Genomic DNA, 19,037 nt, shown 5'->3' with positions numbered 1-19,037 from the left:
TCACCTCCCGGACACCTATGGTTCAGTGCAATGCCACACATTACTGGGAAGGTTCATGACGTCTAAGCAGGTCAAGCCGCTGTCCGGGGCCGTGCGCACGTCCGCCGGGGCCGTGCGGCCGCTGGCCGGGGTGCGGATCACCGGTGGTCTGCTGCACCACTGGCAGCGCCGCAACGGCACGGCCACGATCCCGCACACCATCGAGCAGCTGCGCGCGGCGGGCAACGTCGCCAACCTGAGCCGGCTCCTGGAGCAGGACCCGGCGCCGTACCGGGGCCGCTACCCGTTCCTGGACACCGACCTGTACAAGACCCTGGAGGGGCTGGCCTACGAGCTGGGCGACGGCCGCGCCGGGGAGCCCGTACGGGAGTTCTTCGAGGAGGTCGTCGGCCTCCTGGAGCGGGTCCAGGCCGGGGACGGCTACCTCAACTCCTTCTTCCAGGACCCGGCGGCGGCCAAGAAGCCGTGGGAGGACCTGGCGTGGGGGCACGAGCTGTACAACCTGGGGCACCTCATCCAGGCCGCCGTCGCGGCGGCGCGCAGGATGGGCGACGAGCGGTTGCTGCGGGTGGCGGAGCGGTTCGCGGACCTGGTGGTGCAGCGGTTCGCGGACGAGGGGGTGTGCGGCCATCCCGAGGTGGAGATGGCGCTGGTCGAGCTGTACCGGGAGACGGGGCTGCGCGCCTACCTCGACCTGGCGGCGGCGTTCGTGGACCGGCGCGGCTCGGGGCAGCTCAAGCACAGCATCTTCGCCGGCGACTACTTCCAGGACCACGTGCCCTTCCGCGAGCTGCCGTCGGTGACGGGGCACGCGGTGCGGATGGCGTACCTGGCGGCCGGCGCCGCCGACGTGTTCCTGGAGACGGGCGACCGGTCGCTGTTCGAGGCGCTGGAGCGGCTCTGGGACGACATGGTGGCGACGAAGCTGTACGTCACGGGCGGGCTCGGCAGCCGCCACTCCGACGAGGCGATCGGCGACCGGTACGAGCTGCCGTCCGAGCGCGCCTACAGCGAGACCTGCGCGGCGATCGCCGTCATGCAGTGGGCCTGGCGGATGTTCCTGGCCACGGGCGGCGCGAAGTACCTCGACGTGTTCGAGCGGGTGCTCTACAACGCCTACGCGGTGGGCCTGTCGGCCGACGGCAGGGCGTTCTTCTACGACAACCCGCTGCAGCGCCGCCCCGACCACGAGCAGCGCAGCGGCGCGGAGAGTGGCGGGGAGCCGCTGCGCCGGGCGTGGTTCACCTGCCCGTGCTGCCCGCCGAACATCGTGCGGTGGATGGCGCAGCTCGCCGACTACGTGGCGGCCGAGCGGGACGGCGCGCTGCTGGTCGCCGCCTACACCGGCGCCCGCGTCGAGGGCACGGAGCTGGGCCTGGTCATGGAGAGCGGCTACCCGTGGGACGGCGACGTGCGGATCACGGTCGAGCGGGCGCCGGACGGTCCGTACGGGCTGGTGCTGCGGGTGCCCGGCTGGGCGCGCGGCGCGGCGGTCACCGTCAACGGCGAGCCGCACGCAACGCAGGCGCGGGACGGCTGGCTGAGCGTCGAGCGCCGCTGGGCGGCCGGCGACGAGGTACGGCTGACGCTGCCGATGCCGGTCAGGGCGCACGGCTCGCACCCCTACCTCGACGCGACCAGGGGCGCGGTCAGCCTGGCCAGGGGCCCGCTGGTCTACTGCGTGGAGCAGCAGGACAGCCCGGACGCGGCCGTGGACGACCTGGTGATCGGTGCGCCCGAGATTGTCAACGCGAACACGGGACGGCGAGATGACGCGGTGGTGCTCACCGTCACCGCCGTCGCCGCTCCCCCGCCCTCCGCCGAGCTCTACCCGGAGCTGCCGCTGGAGCAGGCGCTTCCGGAGACGACGGTCACGGCGACCTTCGTCCCCTACTTCCTCTGGGGCAACCGCGGCCCCGAAGCCATGCGGGTCTGGGTCAGGACCCCGTACGCAACTCATGGAAAGAAGGCGAAATGAGGAGATCTGCGGCGCTCACGAGCGTCACGATGACCGCCGTGCTGGCACTGTCCGCGTGCGGCGGCGGCGGTGGCGGCGGGACGGCATCGCAGGCCGCTGGAGGCGGGACGGGCGCGAAGGCGACCCCCGCGACCGGCGGCACCGTGCACGTCCTGGCCAACGCGGACTTCTCCCACCTGGACCCGGTACGCGGCTTCGACGGCGGGGTGAACAACTTCTACCGGCTCATCTACCGGGGCCTGACGACGTTCGGCGCGGGGCCGGGCGCCGAGGGCACGAAGATCGTGCCGGACCTGGCGACCGACACGGGCAAGCCGTCGGACGGCGCCAAGACGTGGACGTTCACGCTGAAGGACAACATCTTCTTCGAGGACGGCACGCCGATCACCAGCGAGGCGGTCAAGTTCGGCTTCTCGCGCGCCTTCGACCCGGAGGCGGGCATCGGCTCGCCGTACGGCAAGCTGCTGCTGGACGCGCCGAAGGACTACAAGGGCCCGTACCTGTCGGGCGACCTCGACACGATCGAGACGCCGGACCCGAAGACGGTCGTCATCCACCTGAAGAAGCCGTTCGCCGACTTCCCGAGCGCGCTGGCGCTGGCGAACTTCACCCCGTTCCCCAAGGGCACGGGGGCGGGCGCGGCGTTCGACTCCAAGCCGATCGCGAGCGGGCCATACAAGGTGGCCAGCTACCAGCGCAACGCGTCGCTGAAGCTGGTGCGCAACCCGCAGTGGAAGCAGGAGACCGACCAGGTGCGCACGGCCAAGCCGGACGCCTTCGAGTGGACGTTCGGGCTCGACCCGGCCACCATCGACGAGCGCATGCTGGCCGGTCAGGGCACCGACGCCGACGCGCTCGGGCAGAGCATCCAGGCGGCGACCGTGGCGCGCGTGCAGACGCCGCAGATCAAGGCGCGCACGCTGTCGGGGCTGAACGGCTGCACCACCTACATGGGCCTGAACACCACGAAGAAGTACCTGAGCGACGTGCGGGTGCGCCAGGCGATCAACTACGCGATCGACAAGGACACGATCGTGGCGGCGATGGGCGGCTCCCTGCTGGCGCAGAAGGGCACCTCGATCCAGCCGCCCACGGTGGCCGGGCGGGTGGACTACGACCCGTACCCGTACAACGTCGAGCAGGCCAAGAAGCTGCTGGCGGAGGCGGGCCTGTCGGGCGGGTTCTCGCTGACGCTGGACACGCGGGCGCAGCCGAAGATGGCGGCGGTCTCGGTCGCCATCCAGGAGGCGCTCAAGCAGGTCGGCATCGAGGTAAAGATCAACAACATTGACACCTCGACGTACTACGAGGTCATCGGCACCCCGGCCAAGCAGAACGACATGGCCGTGACCGGCTGGTGCCCCGACTGGGCGTCCGGCGCGACGTTCCTGCCGCCGCTGTTCGACGGCCGCAACATCACCGCCAAGGGCAACTCCAACCTGGCCCAGATCAACGACAAGGGCATCAACGCCAGGATCGACGAGATCGCCGCGATGACGGACGCCGAGCAGGCCAACGCGGCCTACGGCGAGCTGGACAAGGAGATCATGAAGCTGGCTCCGGTCGTGCCGCTGGCCTACGAGAAGCTCATCCTGGTCAACGGCGCGAACATCGCGGGCGCCTACCAGTCCAACTCCTACTCCGGCGGCGTCGACCTGGTCTCCGTCGGGCTGGCGAAGCCGACGAAGTAGATGACCGTCGCAGCGCATCCAGAGCAGGTGGCGGGCCCGGCGCCCGCCACCTCGGGCCGGCGCGTCATCCGCGTGCTGCTGCGCGATCGGGGCGCCGTGCTCAGCGGCGCCTACCTCGCGCTGATCGTGCTCATGGCGATCGGCGCGCCGCTGATCAGCGCGATCACCGGGCACGGCCCCAACGACTTCGACACGGCCGCGGTCAACACCGACCTGGGCGGCGTGCCCTACGGCTCGCTCGGCGGCATCAGCTCCGAGCACCTGCTGGGCGTCGAGCCGCAGAACGGCCGCGACATCCTGGCCCGCATCGCGTACGGCGCCCGCGTCTCGCTGATCATCGCGGTGTCCGCCACGGCGCTCACCACGCTGCTCGGCGTGGTGCTGGGCATGCTGGCCGGGTTCTACCAGGGCTGGGCGGACCAGGTGATCTGCCGGGTCATGGACTTCCTGATGGCCTTCCCCGCGCTCATCTTCATGATCGCGATCCTGTCCGCGCTGCCGCAGGGCAACCGGCCGGTGCTGCTGGTCGTGGTGATCAGCGTGTTCGGCTGGCCGTACCTGGCGCGGGTGGTGCGGGGGCAGACGATGACGCTGGTGAACCGGGAGTTCGTGGAGGCCGCGCGGGCCTCGGGCGCCTCGACGGGGCAGCTCGTGTTCAAGGAGATCCTGCCGAACCTGCGCAGCTCCCTGATCGTGATGACCACCCTGGCCGTGCCCGGATATGTCGGGACCGAGGCGGGGCTGTCGTTCCTGGGCGTCGGCGTCACGCCGCCCACCCCGTCGTGGGGGCAGATGATCGCGAGCTCTGTCGGCTGGTACGCCGTCGACCCGATGTACTTCGTGATCCCCGGCGCGTTCCTGTTCCTCACGGTGCTGTCGCTGACCGTGCTGGGCGACCGGATCCGGGCCGCCTTCGACGCGGGGGAGGCCTCCTGATGACCCGGTACGTGATCGGCCGGCTGGCCGGCGTCGTGGTGATCCTGTTCCTGGTGTGCCTGTTCACGTTCGTGCTGTTCTTCACCCTGCAGCCGGACCCGGCGGTGATGATCTGCGGGAAGACGTGCACGCCGGAGCGCATCGACCAGATCCGCGACGTGCTGGGCCTCAACCAGCCGTTCCTGACGCAGTTCTTCGGCTTCCTCGGCGGCATCTTCGCCGGCCGCGACTACGGCGAGGGCGCCAACCTCGTGCACTGCGCGGCGCCGTGCCTGGGCTACAGCTTCCAGACCAACCAGTCCGTGATGGACATGGTGGTGGAGCGGCTGCCGGTCAGCGCGACCGTCGCGATCGGCGCGGCGGTGCTGTGGCTGATCGTCGGCATCGCCGCGGGCCTGCTCAGCGCCGTCAAGGAGGGCACGTGGTGGGACCGCACCGCGATGGGCCTGGCGCTCGGCGGCTCCAGCATCCCCAACTACGTGCTGGCGCTGGCCCTGCAGTACGTGCTCGTCGTGCAACTCCAGGTGCTGCCGTTCCCGCAGGCCGTGGCGTTCTCCGACGACCCGGTGGTGTGGTTCCAGTCGTACCTGATGCCGTGGATCGTGCTGGCCACCGGCTACGCGTGCCTCTACGCCCGGCTCACCCGCGCCAACGTGATCGACACCCTGGCCGAGAACTTCATGCGCACGGCCAGGTCCAAGGGCCTCAGCCCGGCACTGACCATGCGCAGGCACGCCCTGCGCCCGGCCCTGACGCCGATCGCGACGATCTTCGGCATGGACTTCGCGGCGCTGCTCGGCGGCGCGCTCATCACCGAGACCGTGTTCGGGCTGAACGGGGTGGGCAAGATGGCCGCCGACTCGATCGCCAAGAACGACCAGCCGGTCATCATGGCGGTCACGCTGCTGGCGGCGTTCTTCGTGGTGGTCGGCAACCTGGTGGTGGACCTCGTCTACACGAGGCTGGACCCGAGAGTGAGGATCACGACCCCATGAGCGAGTTGCTTGTCGTGCAGGACCTCACCGTCACCTTCCCGACCACGCGCGGCCCGGTGGACGTGGTCCGGGGCGTGTCGTTCGCGGTCGGCCGGGACGAGACGGTCGGCATCGTCGGCGAGTCGGGCTCCGGCAAGTCGATGACCAGCCTGGCGATCATGGGCCTGCTGCCCAAGGGCGCCACGACCAGGGGCAGCATCCGGCTGAACGGCACCGAGCTGCTCGGCCGGCCCGACCGCGAGCTGCGCCGGCTGCGCGGCGACCAGATGTCGATGATCTTCCAGGACCCGTTGTCGTCGCTCAACCCGTACTACACGGTGGGCCTGCAGATCGAGGAGATGTACCGCGCGCACCGCGGCGGCACCCGCAAGGCCGCGCGCGAGGTCGCGATCAGGGCGCTCGGGCACGTGGGGCTGCCCGAGCCGGAGCGGCGGGTGGACTACTACCCGCACCAGTTCTCCGGCGGGCAGCGGCAGCGCGTCATGATCGCGATGGCGCTGGTGTGCGAGCCGGCGCTGCTGATCGCCGACGAGCCCACCACGGCGCTGGACGTGACCGTGCAGGCGCAGATCCTGCGGCTGCTGGCCGGGCTGCAACGAGAGAGCGGTACCGGCCTGGTGTTCATCACCCACGACCTGGCCGTGATCAGCTCGATCGCGACCCGCGTGCTGGTGATGCGGCGCGGCGAGCAGGTCGAGTACGGCACCGCCGAGCAGATCTTCGCCGAGCCGGAGCACGAGTACACCCGGATGTTGCTGGAGAGCATCCCGCGCATCGACGACTCGCTGGACGACCCGCCGCACGGCTCGCTGATCGGCTCGCCCGACGATGAGGTGATCCTATGACGTTGCTGCGCGCCGAGAGCCTGACCAAGCGATTCGTCTCGCGCGGCCCGCTGGGCGCCAGGGCGGAGTTCACCGCCGTGGACCAGGTCAGCTTCGAGGTGCAGCTCGGCGAGACGCTGGCCGTCGTCGGCGAGTCCGGCAGCGGCAAGTCCACGACCGCCCGGATGATCGCCAAGCTGATGGACCCGACCGCGGGCACCCTGGAGTTCGACGGCGAGGACGTCACGCACGCCAAGGGCGCGGCGCTGGCCCGCTTCCGCGCCAACGTCCAGGTCGTCTTCCAGGACCCGTTCTCCTCGCTCAACCCCCGCCACACGGTGGAGCGCATCCTCATGGCGCCGCTGGTCTACCAGGGCATCGCGCCCAAGGGCAGCCGCCGCGAGCACGCCAAGGAGCTGATGGAGCGGGTCGGGCTCAACCCCGACCACTCGCTGCGCTACCCCGCGCAGTTCTCCGGCGGGCAGGCGCAGCGCATCGGCATCGCCCGCGCGCTGGCCGTCAACCCCAAGCTGGTCATCTGCGACGAGGCCGTCTCCGCGCTTGACGTGTCGGTGCAGGCACAGGTGATCGAGCTGCTGCGGCGGCTGCAGCGCGAGAGCGGCTTCAGCTACGTGTTCATCGCCCACGACCTGGCCGTGGTGCGGCAGATCGCGCACCGGGTCGCGGTCATGAGCAAGGGGCGGATCGTCGAGATCGGGCCCGCCAGGCAGGTGTTCGACGACCCCCAGGACGAGTACACGCGCACGCTGCTGGCGGCCATCCCCCGGATCGACCCGGAGTGGGACCGCCGCAGGAGGGAGAGGTCTTGATCACCGCGACGTACACCATCCCCGGGATGCGGGTGCGCGACCACGTCGAGCGGGTCCCCCTGGACTGGTCGGACCCGGAGGCGACCATCACGGTGTTCGCCCGCGAGGTGGTGGACCCGGCCCGCGACGGCGAGGACCTGCCGTGCCTGCTCTATCTCCAGGGCGGGCCCGGCGGCAAGGGGCCGCGGCCGGTCGGCACCTCGGGCTGGCTGGGGCGGGCGCTGGAGACGTACCGGGTGATCCTGCTCGACCAGCGGGGCACCGGCCGCAGCTCGCGCATCGACGGGCGGGTGATGAGCGCGCTCGGCGCGCGCGAGGGCGCCGACTACCTGGCGCGTTTCCGCGCCGACTCGATCGTGGCCGACGCCGAGCACCTGCGCAGGACCGTCTTCGGCGGGCGGCGCTGGTCGACGCTGGGGCAGAGCTACGGCGGGTTCCTGACGATGACGTACCTGTCGAACGCGCCCGAGGGCCTGTCGGCCTGCTACGTCGCGGGCGGCCTGCCCTCGCTCGACCCCGACGCCGCCGAGGTGTACCGGCGCACGTACCCGCGGGTGGCGGCCAAGAACGCCGAGTTCTACCGCCGCTACCCGCACCACGCCGGGACGACGGCGCGGCTGGTCGACCGGCTGGCCGAGGGCGACGTGCTGCTGCCCGACGGCGACACGCTGACCGTGCGGCGGCTGCAGTCGCTGGGCATCGACTTCGGCATGAAGCCCGGCTACGAGCGCATGCACTGGCTGCTGGACGAATCGGACAGTCTGCCGGAGACGTTCCTGCACCAGGTGCTGGCCCGCTCCTCCTACGCCGACAACCCGCTGTTCGCCGCGCTGCAGGAGAGCATCTACGGGCACGGCGCCGGCGCGACCGCGTGGGCGGCGCAGCGCGAGCGCGCCCGCCACCCCGCCTTCGCCGAGGACGCCCGGCCGCTGCTGTTCACCGGCGAGATGATCTACCCCTGGATGTTCGAGGAGATCCGCGCGCTGCGCCCCTTCCGCGGCGCGGTCGAGCTGCTCGCCGAGCGGGACGACTGGCCGCCCCTGTACGACCTGGACCGGCTGGCCGCCAACGACGTTCCGGTGGCCGCCGCCGTCTACTTCGACGACATGTACGTCGACTCGGGCCTGCAACTGGAGACCGCCGCGAGGGTCGGCAACACGCAGGCCTGGGTCACCAACGAGTACGAGCACGACGGCATCGGCGAGGACCGCGTCTTCGCCCGCCTGACCGCGCTCGTCCGCGACCTCGGAGGAGGACTGACCGATGGGTGACGGCAAGCTGCCCAAGCTGACCGAGATCCCGGCGTTCACGCAGTACATCGCGCAGGGCTGGGACTCCCCCGCCCGCCCGCCCGACCTGGTGCCGGGCGCGGCCGAGGCCGCCGCCGCCCACCGGGCCAGGCTCGCCGAGGCGCTGCCGGGCCGCACCGTCGTCGTCCGGGCCGGATCCGCGCCGACCCGCAGCAACGACACCGCCTACGACTTCCGCGTGGACAGCGACTTCTACTGGCTGACCGGCTGCGCGGCCGAGCACGCGGTGGCCGTCGTCCGCGACGGCGCGGCCACCCTGTACCTGCCGCCGCCGGCCCGCCCCGGCGAGACCGGCTTCTTCGCCGACGCCGCCTACGGCGAGCTGTGGGTCGGCCCGTCGCCGTCCCTGGCCGAGTGGTCGGCCGCGCTCGGCGTCGAGGTCCTGCCGCTGGCGGACTTCACCGACCCGGGCGAGCCCGACGCTTCCGGCGACGACGTGGGCCGGGTGCTCGCCGAGCTGCGCATGATCAAGGACGAGTGGGAGGTCCGGCAGCTGCGCGAGGCCGTGGACCGCACCGTCGAGGGCTTCGCCGCCGTGCTCGCCGAGGTGCCCGCCGCCGTCGCGGGCGGCGGCGAGCGGTGGCTGCAGGGCACCTTCGACCGGTACGCCAGGACGCACGGCAACGGCCCCGGCTACGCCTCCATCGTCGGCAGCGGCCCGCACGCCCCCACCCTGCACTGGGTGCGCTGCGACGGCCCCGTCCGCGAGGGCGAGGTGCTGCTGCTCGACATGGGCGTCGAGACGCGCTCCCACTACACCGCCGACGTCACCCGCACCTTCCCCGTCAACGGCACGTTCAGCCCGGCGCAGCGGCAGGTGCACGACCTGGTCGAGCGGGCCCACCGCGCCGGCATCGCCCAGGTGGCGCCCGGCCGGCCGTTCACCGCCTTCCACCACGCCGCGATGGAGGTCATCGCGCGCGGCCTGCACGACTGGGGGCTGCTGCCCGTCTCGGTGGACGAGGCCCTGTCGGACGCCGGCCAGCACCACCGCCGCTACCTCATCTGCGGCATCGGCCACCACCTCGGGCTCGACGTGCACGACTGCGCCCGCTCCCGCCCCGAGGCCTACCACGGCGCCACCATGACGCCGGGCATGGTGCTGACCGTCGAGCCCGGCCTGTACTTCCACGCCCACGACCGCACGGTGCCGCCGGAGCTGCGCGGCATCGGCGTACGCATCGAGGACGACCTGCTGGTGACGGCGGACGGCGCGGAGAACCTGTCCGCCGCGCTGCCCCTCGACGCCGGCGGGCTCGAGACCTGGACCAAGGAGAAGAGAACGGCATGACCACCCCCGTCTGGCACGGCGTGCACGTCGCGACCGCGCTGCCCTTCAACGACGACCTGTCCGTCGACTACGACGGCTACGCCGAGCACGTGCGCTTCCTCGCCGAGGGCGGCTGCGACGGCGTGTGCCCCAACGGGTCGCTGGGCGAGTACCAGACGCTGACCGCCGAGGAACGCGCCCGCGTCGTCCGCACCGCCGTCGAGGCCGCGCCCGAAGGCTTCCACGTGATGCCCGGCGTGGCCGCGTACGGGGCTTTCGAGGCGCGCCGCTGGGCCGAGCAGGCCGCCGAGGCGGGCGCGTCGTCGGTGCTGCTGCTGCCGCCGAACGCCTACCGTGCCGACCGCGCGGCCGTGATCGCCCACTACCGCGAGGTCGCCAAGGCGGGGCTGCCCGTCGTCGCCTACAACAACCCGATCGACACCAAGGTCGACCTGACGCCCGCCCTCCTGGCCGAGCTGCACCAGGAGGGGCTGATCGTCGGGGTCAAGGAGTTCACCGGGGACGTGCGCAGGGCGTACGAGATCGCCGAGCTCGCCCCCGGGCTCGACCTGCTGGTCGGCTCGGACGACGTGCTGCTGGAGCTGGGCATCGCCGGGGCCGTCGGCTGGATCGCCGGGTACCCGAACATGATCCCCCGCGCCACCGTCGAGCTCTACCGCCTGGCCGTCGCCGGGGACGTCGCCAAGGCGCTGCCCCTCTACCGCGACCTGCACCCGCTGCTGCGGTGGGACTCCAAGACCGAGTTCGTGCAGTCGATCAAGCTGTCGATGGACCTGGCCAGCCGCAAGGGCGGCGCCTGCCGGCCGCCGCGCCTCGCCCTCGCCCCCGAGGTCGCGGCCCGGATCACCCGCGACACGGAGGAGGTGCTGGCCAAGGGCTACCGCTGACCCGTGCGGGGGGTGTAGCGGGCGTGGGTGGCGGCGGCGGTCAGCGCCGCCGCCCGCGCCGCCTCCGTCGGGGTGAACGGCAGCTCGGGCCGCCGGACGAGCAGCGCCCGGTCCGGGTTCACCGAGATCACCATGGTGGTGTTGAGCTCGGCGCCCTCGTCCACGGTGTCGCCGGGCCGCCGCCACTCGACGTGCGCGACCCGCAGCAGCTCGGCCATCGCCTCGGGCAGCCGGTCGGGGTCGTCGCTGACGCGCTGCGCCAGCACCAGCGCCTGCACGCCCGGGTCGGTGAGGTCCTTCACGCGGGCGGGCACGATCACCACGTCCTGGCCGCCGGCCTCGGTGAGCGCCGCCGCCAGCGCGTCCAGGTCGAGGTCGCGGGGCGCCTCGATGACGAACTCGTCGAGCGCGTCGCAACCGGCCGGGGTGATGGCGCTGCCCCCGGTGGGGGCGATGTGCAGCGCCAGGATGTTGCACCCCAGCCTGCCGAACGCCCCCGCCACGGTGGCCAGCCGGCCGGGCCGCTCCACCACCCGCATGCGGATGCGCCACAACGCCATGGGCCCGCCGGCACCGTCCTGGACCGGCAACGGCGCCCCGGCGCGCGCCCTCGCGCCCGGGCGGCGGTGGCCGAGGCGTTTGTGGATCGCGGCGCCGACGATCAGCGCCACCCCCAGCCCGACCAGGACGACAGGCCCGGGATCCTCGTGGCCGAGCAGGGTCGCGAGCAGGTGCGCAAGGCCGACGGCGAGGAACAGCGCGGCCAGCTCGACGAGCTCCCGCCCCCAGGAACGGCCAGGTCCGGTACGTGCGTCAGTCACTTTCGGTGCATCGCTCATGACGTCCAGTCTGCGTGGACCGTGTTACGTGATCACGGCTCCGGTGATTGCGGCGGCATTAAACCGCCTTCACCACCTGGCCGGAAACTACGCTTTCTTGACGCATCGCCACCCGCCGCGCTGTGAGAGACTGCCCCGGTCGTGCCGTCGATTCCGTGGAGTTCCCGCCCCCGTGCGTGTCCGTGCCGCCGTAGCCTGTGCCCCGTTCCTGCTCCTCCTGGCCGCCTGCGGCCCCACCCCGCCTCCCACCCCTGTGCGGACCGTCGATGCGCAGCCGACCTCGACCTCGACCCCGACCCCGACCCCGACCCCGTCGCTGGCCGGGCCCGGCACCGTGTGCGGGGAGGCGGAGGCCGCGAACGGCTCCCCGGCCGCCGTCGCCGTGGCGCGGGGCCGGGCCGACTGTGCCGAGGCCCTGCGCGTCCTGCGCACCTACTACCGGCCGAAGACCGCCAAGCAGGGCAGCGCCGGCGTCGCCACCGTCGCGGGCTGGGAGTGCGCGAGCAACAGCGCGGCCGAGAGCATGAGGACCGGCAGGCTGACGTCGTGCCGCAAGGACGGCGTCACGATCGTGGCCGACGTCATCCCCTGACCGTTCGAAAAGGCCCGGAAACGCCATTCCGTGAACGGCGGATGAATTCTGCCGTACGTTCGCCTTCACCCCCGCGCGACCCCCGTCACCGCCATCCCATAATCCCCCATATAGGGGTCCTTTTCGGGAAACGGGGTTCGATGAAGCGGTGGATCGGCGTCATTCTGGCGGCGGTTCTGGCCGGGGTGGCGGTGGTCGCGGTCGTCGCCGGCAATCGGGGGAAGAGCGGCCGGCGGTGGCGGTGGTGCGGGGGGTCATCGGGTCGGAGAAGAAGCCGTTCTTCGACGACCCGCGCGTGCGGGCGGCCTTCGCCCGGCACGGGTTGCGCGTCGAGGTGGACACGGCCGGGTCGCGGCAGATCGTGACGGACGTGGACCTGGGCCGGTACGCCTTCGCCTTTCCCTCCAGCGTGCCGGCGGCCGAGCGGATCAAGCGCGACCGGGGGGCGACGGTGACGTACTCGCCGTTCTATTCGCCGATGGCGGTGGCCACGTTCGAGCCGATCGCGGGGCTGCTGGCGAAGGCCGGCGTGCTGAGCAATTCCGGCAAAAGCCACCAAACCCTAGATATCAAGAAATATCTGGAACTGGTGGCTAAAGGCACTCGCTGGGATGAAATTCCGGGTAATTCGGCGTACAAGGCGCGCAAGCGCGTCCTGCTGACCACGACCGACATCCGCACCTCCAACTCCGCCGCCATGTACCTGTCGGTGATCGGTTACGTGGCCAACGGCGAGGACGTCATCACCTCCGACGCCCAGATCGCCAGGATCGCGCCCGTCCTCGCGCCGGCCGTGCTCGACCAGGGCTTCTCCGAGTCGACCAGCGAGGCCTCGTTCGACGACTACCTGGCGCTGGGCGCGGGCAAGACGCCGATGCTGGTCGTCTACGAGGCGCAGTACCTGGCGCACGTCTTCGCCGGCGACGGCGCGATCAAGCCCGACATGCGGCTGGTCTACCCGTCGCCGACCGTGCTGAGCAAGCACACCCTCGTCCCCCTGTCGGCCGCCGGCGACCGGGTCGGCCGGCTGCTCACCGAGGACCCCGAGCTGCAGTCGCTCGCCGCCACCTACGGCTTCCGCACCACCGACCCGCGCGCGTTCGCCGGCCTGGTCGCCAAGACCGGGGCGCCGGCCGCCGCCGACCTGGTGGACGTCGTCGAGCCGCCCACGTACGAGCGGCTGGACCGGCTCATCACCACCATCGACGCCGCACGTCCCTGACAAGGAGATCCCGCACGTGTCCGATCTGGTGCTCACGCCGCCCGCGCCCGTCACGCCGGTGCCGGCCGAGACGGCGGCCACCATGCTGCCGATGACCGGCGAGCGCGCGGCGGAGCTGGCCGCCAAGGCGCGCGCGTTCGCCGGCGAGCTGGGCGGCATCGACCCGCGCTCGCCGGAGTTCGCCCGCAAGGTGCACGACATCTCCTCGATGGGCGACACCGAGATCCGCTCCGCCTCGCAGGTGGCCAACCGCATGCTGAAGCGGCCGGTCGCGGCCCTCCACGCCGCCAAGGGCGAGGGCGCCGACGCGCAGGCCAGGGTGGCCGGCGACCTGGTGGCGCTGCGCCGTACCGTCGTGGACCTCGATCCGAAGCAGGCGGCGAGCGGCCCCCGCAAGCTGCTGGGGCTCATCCCGTTCGGCGACCGGCTGCGCGACTACTTCGCCAGGTTCCACTCCGCGCAGAAGCACCTCGACGACATCATCCGCGCGCTGCGGTCCGGCCAGGACGAGCTGCTGCGCGACAACGCCGCCATCGAGGGCGAGAAGGCGAGCCTGTGGGAGACGATGACGCGGCTGCAGGAGTACGCCGTCATGGCCAAGGAGATGGACGCGGCCCTGGAGGAGCGCATCGCCGTGGCCGACGAGCAGCAGGCGACGGCGCTGCGGTCGGACGCGTTGTTCGCCGTCCGGCAGAAGCACCAGGACCTGCTCACCCAGCTCGCCGTCTCCGCGCAGGGCTACCTGGCCCTCGACCTGGTCCGCAAGAACAACCTGGAGCTCAGCAAGGGCGTGGACCGCGCCACCACGACCACCGTCGCCGCGCTGCGCACGGCGGTGACGGTCGCGCAGGCGCTGGCCGATCAGAAGCTCGTCCTCGACCAGATCACCGCCCTCAACGCGACGACCGGTGACCTGATCCTGGCCACCAGCGAGATGCTGCGCACCCAGGCCGGCGCCGTCCAGAACCAGGCGGCCTCGACCACGGTCGACCTGGACACGCTGCGCCAGGCGTTCGACAACGTCTACGCCACGATGGACCTGATCGACTCCTTCCGCGCCAAGGCGGTGGACAGCATGGCCGCGACGGTGGACAGCCTGTCGTCGGAGCTGGAGCACGCCAGGACGTACCTGGAGCGCGCCAAGGAGGCGTCCGCGTGAGAATCCTCCTGTGCGCCGCGGCGCTGCTGCTGACGGCGGCCTGCGCGAGCGGGCCCGCCCAATCCACCGACGGGCCCACCGACGGGCCCGACGTGCTGCGCGTCCTGGCCGGCAGCGAGATCAAGGACCTGGAGCCGCTGCTGCGGCGGGCCGGGAGCGAGGCCGGGGTCAAGGTGGCGCTCACCTACACCGGCACGCTCGACGGCGCCGACCAGGTCGCGAGCGGCCGCGCCGACGGCAAGGCGGACGCCACCTGGTTCTCCTCCAACCGCTACCTGTCGCTGCTCGACGGCGCCCAGGCCAAGCTGTCCACCCAGACGAAGATCATGGTCTCGCCGGTGGTGCTCGGGCTGAAGCCGGCCAAGGCCGCCGCGCTCGGCTGGAACGGCAAGCCGGTCACCTGGGCCGACATCGCGAAGGCGGCCGGGGACGGCCGGTTCAGCTTCGGCATGACCAACCCCGCCTCCTCCAACTCCGGCTTCTCCGCCCTGGTCGGCGTGGCCGCCGCGCTGTCGGACGCCGACGGCGCGCTCGGCGCCGAGCAGGTCGCCTCGGTCACGCCGCGCCTGAAGGAGTTCTTCTCCGCGCAGCGGCTGACGGCCGGCTCGTCGGGCTGGCTGGCCGACGCCTACGCCCGCGACCCGAGCGTGGACGGCATGGTCAACTACGAGTCGGTGCTGCTCGGCGCCCGCGAGCCGCTCACGCTCGTCTACCCGGGCGACGGCGTGGTCAGCGCCGACTACCCGCTCACGCTGCTGGCCTCCGCGCCGGAGGAGAAGAAGGTCCTGTACGGCAAGCTCGCCGCCTGGCTGCGCACCCCGGCCGTGCAGAAGGAGATCATGACCGGTACCCACCGCCGGCCGATCACCGGCGGCGTCCCGCTGGACGCCCGGTTCGGCGCCGCCCAGCTCATCGAGCTGCCCTTCCCCAACCGGCGCAGCACCGCCGACGAGCTGATCGCCACCTACCTCAACCAGGTGCGCGTCCCGGCGCAGGCCACGTTCGTGCTCGACACGTCCGGCTCGATGAAGGGCGGCAGGATCGACGCGCTGCGGCAGGCGCTGGTGGCGCTCACCGGCGCGGACACCTCCGCCTCCGGCGCCTTCACCCGCTTCAGCGAGCGCGAGAGCGTGACGATGATCCCGTTCAGCGGCGCGCCGCGCGAGCCGGTGCCGTTCACCGTCCCCGAGCGGAACCCGGAGACGGTGCTCGCCGCGATCAGGAGCTTCGCCGAGGGCCTGTCCGCCAACGGCGGCACCGCGATCTACGACAGCCTCCGCACCGCCTACGACCGGCCCGTCGAGTCCGGACACTACGGGTCGATCGTGCTCATGACGGACGGCGAGAACACCGACGGCTCCGACTACGCCGACTTCGAGAGCCACTACCGGGCGCTGCCGGAGGAAAAGCGGCGGGTGCCGACGTTCGTGGTGCTGTTCGGCGACAGCGACGTGGAGGAGATGCGGCAGGTGGCCGAGCTGACCGGCGGCGCCGTGTTCGACGCCCGCGAGACGTCGCTGACCAGCGCGTTCAAGGAGATCCGTGGCTATCAGTGAGCGGGCCCTGCGCTACCTGGGCTCGACCAGGAACATCGCCGGCTCCTGCCTGGCGCTGCTCGGCCTGGTCGCCCACTTCCTGGGGGTGGCGGGCGCGTACTGGCCGGTCGTGGTGATCGCGCTGTACGGGGCGGGCGCGCTGCTCGCCCCGCCCGACCGGGTCCGGCTGACCATCACGCACGCCGAGGTCGAGACGCGGGCGCTGCGCGCGGACCTCGACGGGCTGGTGCGGCGCGTGGACCACCGCTTCCCCGAGGACGTGCGCGCCGCCGTGCGCGCGCTGGCCGAGGTCATCGGCGGCGTGCTGGCCAGGGCCGAGCAGCTCACCGCCGCCCCCGACCAGCTCCACGTGGTCGCGCAGACCATCCGCCGCTACCTGCCGGCCAGCCTGGAGGCGTACGCGAACCTGCCCCGCCGCTACGCCCTGACCCGGCGGGCCGGGCGGGAGCGCAGCGCGCACGAGGAGCTGCTGGCGCAGCTCGCCCTGCTCGACGCCCAGCTGGGCAAGGTCGCCGAGGCGATCCATCGGGGCGACGAGCAGGCGCTGCGCGACCAGGGCCGGTTCCTGCGCGACCGCTTCGGCGGCTCCGACCTCGACCTCGGCTAGCCTCGTCCAAGCCTCGGGACTCGGCCTCGGTCAGCCTCGTCCGGGCTTCGGGTTCTCGACCCGGCTAGACCCGCACCAGCTCCAGCACCAGCGCGGACGCGGGCCGCAGCGCCGGGGCGGGCAGCCCCATCTCGCCCAGCACGGCGCCGGTGAGCCGCACCGGGGCGGCGGCCCAGGCGGGCATCGCGGCCCACGCGGGCATCGCGATCCCCTCGGCGCCGGGCCCGGCGACGCGCACCTCGTACCCGGCCTCGGGGTCGAGCCCCGGCAGCCGCAGCGGGCCCGGCTCGATCACGGGCCTGGAGCTGATCTGCACGTACGCGTACACAGCCCGCTCCGCCGTCACCACCCCGTGCAGCAGCGCCGACGGGTCCGGATGGTCGGCGCGCACCACCCGCCCGGCGTGCAGCACCGGCCGCAGCCGCTTGTGCAGCGCGATCCAGCCGGCCAGCTCCTCCAGCTCCTCCTGGCTGGCCGCCGTCAGGTCCCACTCCACGCCCATGTGCCCGAACAGGGCGGTCGCGGCGCGGAAGGCCAGCGGCAGCATCCGGCCGGTGACGTGGTCGCGCGGCGCGCCCACGTGGCAGCCCATCCGCTCCGGCGGCACCAGCAGCCCCGTCCAGCGCTGGATCTGCTGCCGGTCGAGCGCGTCGTTGCTGTCGGAGGTCCACACCCGGTCGGTGCGGGCCAGGATGCCGAAGTCGACGCGGGCGCCGCCCGACGAGCACGACTCGATCTCCAGGCCGGGGTGGCGGGCGCGCAGCTCGTCCAGCAGCCGGTAGGTGGCCAGCGTCTGCGCGTGCACGCCGGGCACGCCGTCGTGCACCGGCTCGGCGATGTCGCGGTTGTGGTCCCACTTGATGTAGTCGAGCGCGTACTCGCCGACCAGCGCGTCGAGGCGCTCCAGCAGGTACGCGTACGCCTCCGGCCGGGCCAGGTCGAGCACCTGCTGGTGGCGCTGCGGCGGCGGCATGCGCTCGGCGTGCCCGAGTATCCAGTCGGGGTGGGCGCGGGCCAGGTCGGAGTCGGGGTTGACCATCTCCGGCTCGAACCACAGGCCGAACTGCATGCCGAGCTTGCGGACCCGGTCGGCCAGCGGGTGCAGGCCGTCGGGCCAGACGCCCTCGTCGACGTACCAGTCGCCGAGGCCGGCCCGGTCGTCGCGGCGGTGGCGGAACCAGCCGTCGTCGAGCACGAACCGCTCGATCCCGGCGGCGGCGGCCTTGTCGGCCAGCTCCAGCAGCCGGTCGAGGCCGTGGTCGAAGTAGGTGGCCTCCCAGTTGTTCAGCGTGACGGGCCGCACCGGCAGCGGGCGGGCCCGCAGGTGGCCGTGCAGGCGCGCGCTGACGTCGTCGAGCCCGGCCCCGGACCAGGCGAAGTACACCCACGGCGTGCTGTAGTGCTCGCCTTCTGCGAGCACGACCTCGCCGGGTTCGAGCAGCTCGCCGGCGCCCAGCAGCGCCACGCCCTCGGCCAGCCTCTCGGCGTAGTGCACGTGGTCGCCGCTCCAGCCCGCGTGCACCGCCCACACCTCGCCGGCGCGGAACCCGAACCCGCCGGTGCCCGCCACCAGCAGCCCCGTGGCGTCGTGCCCGGTGCGGCCGCGCCGGTTCTCCCTCGACCACACTCCCTGCCCGAACTCCCTGCGCTGCGGCACCTTCTCCAGCGCCCACCGGCCGGTGAAGTCGAGCAGCTCACCGGCCCGGGCCGGCACCGGCAGCGCGCACACGAGCCCCGCCAGCCGGTACGCGGACGCGGCGGTATTCGTTAGGGTATGCCGCATCCGCACCAGGCCGCCGCCGTCCATGACCAGCTCGCTCGCCAGCCGCAACCCGGCTCTGGCGTCGGAGGCGGTGACGGTCACCGACCCGCCGGAGCCGGGCTCGGCCGTCACGTCGATCCCGTCCACCGTCCACCGGACCGGCCAGTGCTCGCCGTCCCTGCCGCCGGACAGGCCGGGGCGCCCGTACCAGCCGTCGCCCTGGGCGGGCAGCAGCGGCGGGGCCGGGGAGGTCAGCGCGGGCAGCAGGTCGGCCCCGGCGACGGGCCCGAGCCCGGCGCCGAAGTGCCGCACTCGCGGCAGGCCGGGAGCTGCGTCGTCGAGCACCAGCGCGACGCCCGCCGCGGAGAGGATCACAGGAGACAAGTCGGGCTCCTTACCCAGGGAGGGGGACACCTGTTTCAGCGCTACGACGCTACCTCTCCCGGCTCCGCCGCCCCACCGCGCCCCCGGACGGGTGTGACTCAGCTCATGCGCCATGTGCGTAATTCGGCCCAGAGTGGTCCTGTTGAAAGTTTTAATGTTTCCTTCGTCAATCGT

16 protein-coding genes are annotated in these 19,037 nt (G+C 72.3%); 14 read left to right on the top strand and 2 right to left on the bottom strand.

Annotated elements, in window-relative coordinates; genetic code table 11:
- The first annotated feature begins 55 nt into the window (after positions 1-55).
- Genes KIS93_RS51730 through KIS93_RS51690 form a run of 9 tightly spaced genes read left to right on the top strand, consistent with a single transcriptional unit; the run spans position 56 to position 10,742 of the window.
- Positions 56-1,978, top strand: coding sequence for a glycoside hydrolase family 127 protein (locus KIS93_RS51730; protein WP_080037289.1), 1,923 nt, complete (start codon positions 56-58; stop codon positions 1,976-1,978).
- Entirely contained in the window at positions 1,975-3,669 is a 1,695-nt protein-coding gene (locus KIS93_RS51725) for an ABC transporter substrate-binding protein (protein WP_080037288.1), read from the top strand. The genes KIS93_RS51730 and KIS93_RS51725 overlap by 4 nt, the downstream gene beginning before the upstream one ends.
- The gene (locus KIS93_RS51720; protein WP_080037286.1) at positions 3,670-4,605 is read left to right on the top strand and encodes an ABC transporter permease; all 936 of its coding nucleotides are present in this window, start codon (positions 3,670-3,672) and stop codon (positions 4,603-4,605) included.
- Positions 4,605-5,600 (top strand): ABC transporter permease, encoded by a 996-nt coding sequence (locus KIS93_RS51715; protein ID WP_080037285.1) that lies wholly within the window; start codon positions 4,605-4,607, stop codon positions 5,598-5,600. The genes KIS93_RS51720 and KIS93_RS51715 overlap by 1 nt, the downstream gene beginning before the upstream one ends.
- Positions 5,597-6,445: an ABC transporter ATP-binding protein gene (locus tag KIS93_RS68555; RefSeq protein WP_080037284.1), complete on the top strand. Its 849-nt coding sequence runs from the start codon at positions 5,597-5,599 to the stop codon at positions 6,443-6,445. The genes KIS93_RS51715 and KIS93_RS68555 overlap by 4 nt, the downstream gene beginning before the upstream one ends.
- A complete protein-coding gene (locus KIS93_RS68550) occupies positions 6,442-7,254 on the top strand; it encodes an ATP-binding cassette domain-containing protein (RefSeq protein ID WP_080037283.1) in 813 nt (270 codons plus the stop codon). Before KIS93_RS68555 ends, KIS93_RS68550 begins: the two co-directional genes overlap by 4 nt.
- Positions 7,251-8,525 carry an alpha/beta fold hydrolase gene (locus tag KIS93_RS51700; RefSeq protein WP_080037282.1) on the top strand — a complete coding sequence of 425 codons (1,275 nt, stop codon included), beginning with the start codon at positions 7,251-7,253 and terminating at the stop codon, positions 8,523-8,525. Before KIS93_RS68550 ends, KIS93_RS51700 begins: the two co-directional genes overlap by 4 nt.
- Positions 8,518-9,855, top strand: coding sequence for an aminopeptidase P family protein (locus KIS93_RS51695; protein ID WP_080037281.1), 1,338 nt, complete (start codon positions 8,518-8,520; stop codon positions 9,853-9,855). Before KIS93_RS51700 ends, KIS93_RS51695 begins: the two co-directional genes overlap by 8 nt.
- On the top strand, positions 9,852-10,742 hold the full coding sequence (locus tag KIS93_RS51690; RefSeq protein ID WP_080037280.1) for a dihydrodipicolinate synthase family protein: 891 nt from the start codon (positions 9,852-9,854) through the stop codon (positions 10,740-10,742). Before KIS93_RS51695 ends, KIS93_RS51690 begins: the two co-directional genes overlap by 4 nt.
- Here KIS93_RS51690 and KIS93_RS51685 read toward each other — a convergent pair.
- Positions 10,733-11,563 carry an ACT domain-containing protein gene (locus tag KIS93_RS51685; protein WP_186404938.1) on the bottom strand — a complete coding sequence of 277 codons (831 nt, stop codon included), beginning with the start codon at positions 11,561-11,563 and terminating at the stop codon, positions 10,733-10,735. The genes KIS93_RS51690 and KIS93_RS51685 overlap by 10 nt on opposite strands.
- 190 nt (positions 11,564-11,753) lie before the next feature.
- Here KIS93_RS51685 and KIS93_RS51680 point away from each other — a divergent pair, with 190 nt between their 5' ends.
- The 5 genes from KIS93_RS51680 to KIS93_RS51660 all read left to right on the top strand — a co-directional run bounded on the left by KIS93_RS51680 (position 11,754) and on the right by KIS93_RS51660 (position 16,717).
- The gene (locus KIS93_RS51680; protein WP_155126631.1) at positions 11,754-12,173 is read left to right on the top strand and encodes a hypothetical protein; all 420 of its coding nucleotides are present in this window, start codon (positions 11,754-11,756) and stop codon (positions 12,171-12,173) included.
- A gap of 235 nt (positions 12,174-12,408) precedes the next feature.
- On the top strand, positions 12,409-13,395 hold the full coding sequence (locus KIS93_RS51675) for a hypothetical protein (protein WP_222107964.1): 987 nt from the start codon (positions 12,409-12,411) through the stop codon (positions 13,393-13,395).
- Between the two features lie 16 nt (positions 13,396-13,411).
- Positions 13,412-14,554 carry a toxic anion resistance protein gene (locus KIS93_RS51670; protein ID WP_222107963.1) on the top strand — a complete coding sequence of 381 codons (1,143 nt, stop codon included), beginning with the start codon at positions 13,412-13,414 and terminating at the stop codon, positions 14,552-14,554.
- Positions 14,551-16,110, top strand: a complete 1,560-nt coding sequence (locus KIS93_RS51665) for a vWA domain-containing protein (RefSeq protein WP_230466028.1) — start codon at positions 14,551-14,553, stop codon at positions 16,108-16,110. The genes KIS93_RS51670 and KIS93_RS51665 overlap by 4 nt, the downstream gene beginning before the upstream one ends.
- On the top strand, positions 16,097-16,717 hold the full coding sequence (locus KIS93_RS51660; RefSeq protein ID WP_080037275.1) for a hypothetical protein: 621 nt from the start codon (positions 16,097-16,099) through the stop codon (positions 16,715-16,717). Before KIS93_RS51665 ends, KIS93_RS51660 begins: the two co-directional genes overlap by 14 nt.
- A gap of 64 nt (positions 16,718-16,781) precedes the next feature.
- On the opposite strand, the gene KIS93_RS51655 is transcribed toward KIS93_RS51660, so the two are convergent.
- Positions 16,782-18,863, bottom strand: a complete 2,082-nt coding sequence (locus KIS93_RS51655) for an alpha-galactosidase (protein WP_080037274.1) — start codon at positions 18,861-18,863, stop codon at positions 16,782-16,784.
- Positions 18,864-19,037 lie beyond the last annotated feature (174 nt).

This window comes from [Actinomadura] parvosata subsp. kistnae (genome assembly GCF_900323885.1).
Classification (GTDB): domain Bacteria; phylum Actinomycetota; class Actinomycetes; order Streptosporangiales; family Streptosporangiaceae; genus Nonomuraea; species Nonomuraea composti.
Note: the sequence above shows the minus strand (reverse complement) of the source record. Positions and strands in the feature narration are given on the sequence as shown.

Coding starts and splice junctions, on each gene's coding strand:
- KIS93_RS51725 (WP_080037288.1), top strand. CDS start 1,975: ATGAGGAGATCTGCGGCGCTCACGAGCGTCACGATGACCGCCGTGCTG.
- KIS93_RS51715 (WP_080037285.1), top strand. CDS start 4,605: ATGACCCGGTACGTGATCGGCCGGCTGGCCGGCGTCGTGGTGATCCTG.
- KIS93_RS68550 (WP_080037283.1), top strand. CDS start 6,442: ATGACGTTGCTGCGCGCCGAGAGCCTGACCAAGCGATTCGTCTCGCGC.
- KIS93_RS51695 (WP_080037281.1), top strand. CDS start 8,518: ATGGGTGACGGCAAGCTGCCCAAGCTGACCGAGATCCCGGCGTTCACG.
- KIS93_RS68555 (WP_080037284.1), top strand. CDS start 5,597: ATGAGCGAGTTGCTTGTCGTGCAGGACCTCACCGTCACCTTCCCGACC.
- KIS93_RS51690 (WP_080037280.1), top strand. CDS start 9,852: ATGACCACCCCCGTCTGGCACGGCGTGCACGTCGCGACCGCGCTGCCC.
- KIS93_RS51720 (WP_080037286.1), top strand. CDS start 3,670: ATGACCGTCGCAGCGCATCCAGAGCAGGTGGCGGGCCCGGCGCCCGCC.
- KIS93_RS51730 (WP_080037289.1), top strand. CDS start 56: ATGACGTCTAAGCAGGTCAAGCCGCTGTCCGGGGCCGTGCGCACGTCC.